Source organism: Salmonella sp. 32031103-2018-00083-FB-01-SM-01 (assembly GCF_017571995.1).
In the GTDB taxonomy this organism is placed as follows: Bacteria; Pseudomonadota; Gammaproteobacteria; order Enterobacterales; family Enterobacteriaceae; genus Salmonella; species Salmonella enterica.
Genome location: NZ_JAGEQL010000016.1, coordinates 1 through 4,650, shown reverse-complemented (window position 1 = coordinate 4,650; position 4,650 = coordinate 1). Strand labels below are relative to the sequence as shown.

Genomic DNA, 4,650 nt, shown 5'->3' with positions numbered 1-4,650 from the left:
GTAGCGCCGATGGTAGTGTGGGGTCTCCCCATGCGAGAGTAGGGAACTGCCAGGCATCAAATAAAACGAAGGGCCCTGTCGGAAGACAGGGCCTTTTGTTTTATCTGTAGTCTGTCGGTGAGCACTCGTTGCGCAGCAACGGCCCGTAGGGGGGCGGGCAGGACGCCCGCCATAAACTGCCAGGCATCAGACAAGTGAAGAAGCCCGTCCGTCAGGACGGGCTTTTTTGCGTGTGTGGTAACATTTAAAAATGCAGGCCTGATAAGCGCAGCGCCATCAGGCAACCGGCACCGCCGGATGGCAGCTTCGCCTTATCCGGCCTACGGCATCGACATAATGCCTGTGTATACCGCCTTATTCCGTCGACATAACCGCAAGCCTTCCCTACATAGATGCGGTAAACTAAGCCTGATTTTGCATCAGGAAAGCGTCTATGAATCACTCCCTAAAACCCTGGAATACCTTCGGCATTGATCATTGTGCAAAGCACATCGTATGCGCTGAAAACGAACAACAACTACTGAGCGCCTGGCAGCAAGCAACTCGTGAGGGACTGCCGGTTATGATCCTGGGTGAAGGAAGCAATGTCCTGTTTCTGGAAAATTACGCCGGCACCGTGATCCTTAACCGCCTGAAAGGCATTGAGGTCAATGAAACCGCGGATGCCTGGCACCTACACGTCGGCGCAGGCGAAAACTGGCATCAGCTGGTTCGCTACGCGCTGGACAACAACATGCCCGGCCTGGAGAATCTGGCGCTCATCCCTGGCTGCGTTGGTTCCTCACCTATACAGAATATTGGCGCGTATGGCGTAGAACTACAGCGCGTCTGCGACTACGTTGACTGCGTTGAACTGGAAACGGGAAAACGTCTGCGTTTGTCCGCGGCGGAATGCCGTTTCGGCTATCGTGACAGCATCTTCAAAAATGAATATCAGGATCGCGTTGCGATCGTCGCGGTGGGTCTGCGTTTATCAAAGCAATGGCAGCCGGTGTTGACCTATGGCGATCTTACTCGTCTGGACCCGAAAACGGTCACCGCACAACAGGTATTTGATGCTGTATGCCATATGCGCACCACAAAATTGCCGGATCCTAAAGTGAATGGCAATGCGGGCAGCTTTTTTAAAAATCCCGTTGTCGCAGCCGATATCGCCATGGAACTACTGGAACGATTTCCCAACGCGCCGCATTACCCTCAGGCAGACGGTTCAGTGAAGCTAGCGGCAGGCTGGCTGATAGACCAATGTCAGTTGAAAGGCGTCGCCATTGGCGGCGCTGCGGTACATCGCCAACAGGCGCTGGTATTGATTAATGCGAATAATGCGACAAGTAAAGATGTGGTGGCGCTGGCGCATCATGTCCGGCAAAAAGTGGGTGAAAAATTTAATGTCTGGCTGGAGCCTGAGGTTCGCTTTATTGGTCAGCTCGGAGAGGTGAACGCAGTGGAGAGCATTGCATGAAAGATACTACCGTTCCCCTGACGCTGATCTCACTACTTGCCGACGGAGAGTTTCACTCAGGCGAGCAGTTGGGTGAACGGCTGGGAATGAGCCGCGCGGCGATTAATAAACATATCCAGACATTACGCGACTGGGGAGTAGATGTATTTACCGTTCCGGGGAAAGGATATAGCTTGCCGGAACCCATCCAGTTACTGGATGCTGACCGTATTCATAGCCAACTGGATAGCGGAAACGTGGCGGTATTGCCCGTTATCGATTCAACCAATCAGTATTTACTTGATCGAATTGGCGAGCTGCGTTCAGGCGATGCCTGTGTAGCAGAATACCAACAGGCAGGGCGTGGTCGTCGCGGGCGTAAATGGTTCTCACCGTTTGGCGCGAATCTATATCTTTCAATGTACTGGCGTCTGGAGCAGGGGCCTGCGGCGGCAATAGGCTTGAGTCTGGTCATTGGAATTGTGATGGCGGAAGTGCTGCGTGAACTGGGCGCAGATAAAGTTCGTGTGAAGTGGCCTAACGACCTCTACCTGCTGGATCGCAAACTGGCGGGTATTCTGGTCGAGTTAACCGGTAAAACGGGCGATGCCGCACAAATAGTGATTGGCGCTGGTATTAACATGGCAATGCGTCGCGTAGAAGAGGACGTGATAAATCAGGGATGGATCACACTACAAGAGGCCGGAATTACGCTTGACCGCAATATGCTGGCCGCAAAGCTGATTTATAAGCTACGTGCTGCGCTTGAGCTTTTTGAGCAAGAAGGTCTTTCTCCTTATCTTTCGCGCTGGAAAAAACTGGATAATTTTATTGATCGCCCGGTAAAACTAATTATTGGCGACAAAGAAATATTTGGTATTTCTCGCGGCATTGATACTCAGGGTGCATTATTGCTTGAACAGGATGGCGTGATTAAACCCTGGATGGGTGGGGAAATATCGCTGCGAAGCGCCGAATAGTAAAAAAGGGGAGTCGGTACTCCCCTTTTTTCTGTTATTTCCGCAATCTTACCTGTTCCACCGCATGGTTAGCGCTCTTAGTCATAATAAGGCTGGCACGTTCTCGCGTGGGTAAAATATTTTGTTTTAAATTCAACCAGTTAATTTCTTTCCAAAGCGAAGTCGCTGTATTAACAGCTTCTTCTTTAGATAATTTCGCATAATTGTGGAAATAAGAGTCAGGATCGGTAAACGCCCCTTCGCGGAATTTCAGGAAGCGATTGATATACCACGTCTGAAGAAGTTCTTCTGGCGCATCAACGTAAATAGAGAAATCAACGAAATCAGAGACAAATACATGATGCGGATCGTGAGGATAATCCATACCGCTTTGTAAAACATTCAAACCTTCAAGAATCAATATATCAGGTTGAGCGACGGTTTTATCCCCTTCAGGAATAACATCGTAAATCAAATGAGAATAGACTGGCGCCGTCACGTTCGGTACGCCCGACTTGAGGTCAGAAACGAATTTCACCAGTCGGTGCATATCATACGATTCGGGGAACCCCTTTTTCTTCATTAACCCGCGTTCTTTCAACACCTGGTTTGGGTGGAGGAAACCGTCTGTGGTAATCAATTCAACACGGCGGTGTTCCGGCCAGCGACTCAGCAACGCTTGTAGAACGCGTGCTGTCGTGCTTTTACCCACTGCGACGCTGCCCGCGATACTGATGATGTAAGGGATTCGCTGGCCGTTAGTGCCCAGAAACTGTTCCAGGACAGCCTGACGACGCAGATTTGAACTGATATAGAAATTTAGCAAACGGGAGAGAGGTAAATATATTTCTGCAACTTCTTCCAGCGATAAATCTTCATTAATGCCTTTTAACTGCGCGATCTCATCCTCGGTCAGGGTCATCGGCACAGAATCGCGAAGCGCAGCCCACTGGCTGCGATCAAACTGTAGGTAAGGCGTCATTAACGATTGATCTTTTATACTCATAAGCATGTTTCTGGCTGCTATTGCTACATCAGTTCAGCGATGAACGAGGGCCATCCCTGACATGCAACGGCACGTCACATTTAAGTTAATTTGGACAATGGGCAGGAGGGTAACACCAGATGGGGAGGAATAATAAGAAAAAATCTCGCTGTGAAAGCTATCCCTGAGAAGCAATGTGACGAATATACCAGATACAGAAGATTGCTTTCTATCGACGGAGCGTTGAAATGCCGCGTCGTATCCTGGTCAGACGGTCGGTAAAATGCCGAAAATTTATGCTCTCTTGTTTGAAATTAGAGCATTTTTGTCTCTTATAGCGCAAAATGTGAGCGATAGAACATTTTATGCAATTTTTTAGTTGCATGAGCACGCAGGTCTCCATAGAATGCGCGCTACTTGATGCCGACTTAGCTCAGTAGGTAGAGCAACTGACTTGTAATCAGTAGGTCACCAGTTCGATTCCGGTAGTCGGCACCATCAAGTCCGGTGGGGTTCCCGAGCGGCCAAAGGGAGCAGACTGTAAATCTGCCGTCACAGACTTCGAAGGTTCGAATCCTTCCCCCACCACCATTTTCGGCCGCGCGATGGCGCAGCCCGAGACGATAAGTTCGCTTACCGGCTCGAATAAAGAGAGTTTCTCTCGATATTCAGTGCAGAATGAAAATCAGGTAGCCGAGTTCCAGGATGCGGGCATCGTATAATGGCTATTACCTCAGCCTTCCAAGCTGATGATGCGGGTTCGATTCCCGCTGCCCGCTCCAAGATGTGCTGATATAGCTCAGTTGGTAGAGCGCACCCTTGGTAAGGGTGAGGTCGGCAGTTCGAATCTGCCTATCAGCACCACTTCTTTTCTCCTTCCTGTTTTTCTCTTCTGTTTATTAGCATTCAACAAGTCGGGCGTGTTGCCTGGTTGATGTGGTGATATCACCGATTTATCCGTGTCTTAGAGGGACAATCGATGTCTAAAGAAAAGTTTGAACGTACAAAACCGCACGTTAACGTCGGTACTATCGGCCACGTTGACCATGGTAAAACAACGCTGACCGCTGCCATTACTACCGTACTGGCTAAAACCTACGGCGGTGCCGCTCGCGCATTCGACCAGATCGATAACGCGCCGGAAGAAAAAGCGCGTGGTATCACCATCAACACTTCTCACGTTGAATACGATACCCCGACCCGCCACTACGCACACGTAGACTGCCCGGGGCACGCCGACTATGTTAAAAACATGATCACCGGTG

At 49.9% G+C, this 4,650-nt stretch carries 5 protein-coding genes and 4 tRNA genes; 7 read left to right on the top strand and 2 right to left on the bottom strand.

Annotated features, from left to right (window positions below):
• Window positions 1-433: 433 nt before the first annotated feature.
• Both murB and birA read left to right on the top strand, forming a co-directional pair.
• Complete coding sequence (murB, locus tag J4614_RS21855; RefSeq protein ID WP_001016647.1) at window positions 434-1,462, top strand: UDP-N-acetylmuramate dehydrogenase; 1,029 nt, start codon at window positions 434-436, stop codon at window positions 1,460-1,462.
• Entirely contained in the window at window positions 1,459-2,421 is a 963-nt protein-coding gene (gene birA, locus J4614_RS21850) for a bifunctional biotin--[acetyl-CoA-carboxylase] ligase/biotin operon repressor BirA (RefSeq protein WP_000655746.1), read from the top strand. The genes murB and birA overlap by 4 nt, the downstream gene beginning before the upstream one ends.
• Before the next feature lie 34 nt (window positions 2,422-2,455).
• On the opposite strand, the gene coaA is transcribed toward birA, so the two are convergent.
• Entirely contained in the window at window positions 2,456-3,406 is a 951-nt protein-coding gene (gene coaA, locus J4614_RS21845) for a type I pantothenate kinase (RefSeq protein ID WP_023212681.1), read from the bottom strand.
• Window positions 3,407-3,614: 208 nt separating this feature from the next.
• On the bottom strand, window positions 3,615-3,788 hold the full coding sequence (locus J4614_RS21840) for a hypothetical protein (RefSeq protein ID WP_001541267.1): 174 nt from the start codon (window positions 3,786-3,788) through the stop codon (window positions 3,615-3,617).
• A 19-nt stretch (window positions 3,789-3,807) separates the two neighbouring features.
• On the opposite strand from J4614_RS21840, the gene J4614_RS21835 reads away from it, so the two are divergent.
• The 5 genes from J4614_RS21835 to J4614_RS21815 form a co-directional block, all read left to right on the top strand.
• Window positions 3,808-3,883 (top strand) — tRNA-Thr (locus tag J4614_RS21835).
• Between the two features lie 8 nt (window positions 3,884-3,891).
• A tRNA-Tyr gene (locus tag J4614_RS21830) sits at window positions 3,892-3,976 on the top strand.
• A 116-nt stretch (window positions 3,977-4,092) separates the two neighbouring features.
• A tRNA-Gly gene (locus tag J4614_RS21825) sits at window positions 4,093-4,167 on the top strand.
• A gap of 6 nt (window positions 4,168-4,173) precedes the next feature.
• Window positions 4,174-4,249 (top strand) — tRNA-Thr (locus J4614_RS21820).
• Between the two features lie 115 nt (window positions 4,250-4,364).
• On the top strand, window positions 4,365-4,650 hold a 286-nt coding region (locus tag J4614_RS21815; protein ID WP_000031682.1), incomplete at its 3' end, for a GTP-binding protein.

Excerpts from the sequence above, each read along its gene's own strand:
- birA (WP_000655746.1), top strand. The coding sequence starts at position 1,459 with ATGAAAGATACTACCGTTCCCCTGACGCTGATCTCACTACTTGCCGAC.
- murB (WP_001016647.1), top strand. The coding sequence starts at position 434 with ATGAATCACTCCCTAAAACCCTGGAATACCTTCGGCATTGATCATTGT.
- coaA (WP_023212681.1), bottom strand. The coding sequence starts at position 3,406 with ATGAGTATAAAAGATCAATCGTTAATGACGCCTTACCTACAGTTTGAT.
- J4614_RS21840 (WP_001541267.1), bottom strand. The coding sequence starts at position 3,788 with ATGGAGACCTGCGTGCTCATGCAACTAAAAAATTGCATAAAATGTTCT.